The following is a 1,863-nucleotide window of genomic DNA, read 5'->3' as shown; positions in this document are numbered from 1 at the left end:
TAATAAAAGAAAAGAGTGGCTTGTCCACTCTTTTTTACTCTCTTTATTCGTAGACATTGGACTCAGGCGAGACTTGTGATATAATATAGAAAGCAAAAAGGCAGACGCCTAGAGACTTTATAGGAGAAACTATGTCAAAAGATATCCGCGTACGCTACGCACCAAGTCCAACAGGACTACTACACATCGGAAATGCCCGTACAGCATTGTTTAACTACCTTTACGCACGCCATCATGGTGGAACTTTTATCATTCGTATCGAAGATACTGACCGTAAACGCCATGTCGAAGATGGGGAACGTTCACAGCTTGAAAATCTTCGCTGGTTGGGAATTGACTGGGATGAAAGTCCAGAAACTCATGAAAACTACCGCCAATCAGAGCGTTTGGAACTCTATCAAAGATACATCGACCAATTGCTAGCTGAAGGAAAAGCCTACAAATCGTACGTTACAGAAGAAGAGTTGGCAGCAGAGCGCGAACGCCAAGAAGAAGCTGGCGAAACACCACGCTACATCAATGAATATCTTGGCATGAGCGAAGAAGAAAAGGCGGCTTACATTGCAGAACGTGAAGCAGCCGGTATCATCCCAACTGTTCGTTTGGCTGTTAATGAATCTGGTATCTACAAATGGCATGATATGGTCAAAGATGATATCGAGTTTGAAGGTGGCAACATCGGCGGTGACTGGGTGATTCAGAAGAAAGATGGCTACCCAACTTACAACTTTGCCGTTGTCATCGATGATCATGACATGCAAATTTCCCATGTTATTCGCGGAGATGACCACATTGCCAACACCCCAAAACAGCTCATGGTTTATGAAGCGCTTGGTTGGGATGCACCTGAGTTCGGTCACATGACCTTGATTATCAACTCTGAAACTGGTAAGAAGTTATCTAAACGCGATACTAATACCCTTCAATTTATCGAAGACTACCGTAAGAAAGGGTACCTTCCAGAAGCAGTCTTTAACTTTATTGCCCTTCTTGGTTGGAATCCTGGTGGGGAAGATGAAATCTTCTCTCGTGAAGAACTCATCAAGCTCTTTGATGAAAATCGCCTCAGCAAGTCTCCAGCAGCCTTCGACCAGAAGAAACTAGACTGGATGAGTAACGACTACATCAAGAGAGCTGACTTAGCAACTATCTTTGAGATGGCAAAACCATTCCTAGAAGAAGCAGGACGTTTGACTGATAAGGCTGAAAAATTGGTGGAACTCTATAAACCACAAATGAAGTCAGTGGACGAAATCGTTCCATTGACAGACCTTTTCTTCTCAGATTTCCCAGAACTGACAGATGCTGAGCGCGAGGTCATGGCAGGAGAAACCGTTCCGGTTGTTCTAGAAGCCTTCAAAGCGAAACTAGAAGCAATGACAGATGAGGAGTTTGTGACAGAAAACATCTTCCCACAAATCAAAGCAGTCCAAAAAGAAACAGGTATTAAAGGTAAGAATCTATTTATGCCAATCCGTATCGCCGTTTCAGGTGAAATGCATGGACCAGAATTACCAGACACCATTTTCTTGCTCGGACGTGAAAAATCAATTCAGCATATTGAAAACATGCTGAAGCAGATTTCTAAATAAGTAGGAAAAATATAGGGATATGAGCTCATCCTTTCTTGGAGAGTAAGAGAAGGCCCTTTGAATTAAAAATCAAAAGAGTCAGATAGTCTGGCTCTTTTTGATTGTCTTCCAAGAATTTGTATAGGATGGAAAAAAGTTCTTGACAAAGGGAGAAAAGAAGGTATAATAGAAAGAGTCGAAAAGCTCAAGGTCCGTTGGTCAAGGGGTTAAGACACCGCCTTTTCACGGCGGTAACACGGGTTCGAATCCCGTACGGACTATGGTGTATTGC

At 42.8% G+C, this 1,863-nt stretch carries 1 protein-coding gene and 1 tRNA gene; both read left to right on the top strand.

What is annotated here, in order from left to right:
- Nucleotides 1-131 precede the first annotated feature (131 nt).
- A complete protein-coding gene (gltX, locus tag GMD5S_RS0209590) occupies nt 132-1,592 on the top strand; it encodes a glutamate--tRNA ligase (RefSeq protein WP_000031047.1) in 1,461 nt (486 codons plus the stop codon).
- A gap of 188 nt (nt 1,593-1,780) precedes the next feature.
- Nucleotides 1,781-1,852, top strand: a tRNA-Glu gene (locus GMD5S_RS0209585).
- The last annotated feature ends 11 nt before the right edge of the window (nt 1,853-1,863 follow it).

The organism is Streptococcus sp. GMD5S, from assembly GCF_000298715.2.
Classification (GTDB): domain Bacteria; phylum Bacillota; class Bacilli; order Lactobacillales; family Streptococcaceae; genus Streptococcus.
The sequence above is the reverse complement of the archived record's forward strand: the minus strand, read 5'-3'. Positions and strand labels throughout refer to the sequence as shown.

Excerpts from the sequence above, each read along its gene's own strand:
- gltX (WP_000031047.1), top strand. The coding sequence starts at position 132 with ATGTCAAAAGATATCCGCGTACGCTACGCACCAAGTCCAACAGGACTA.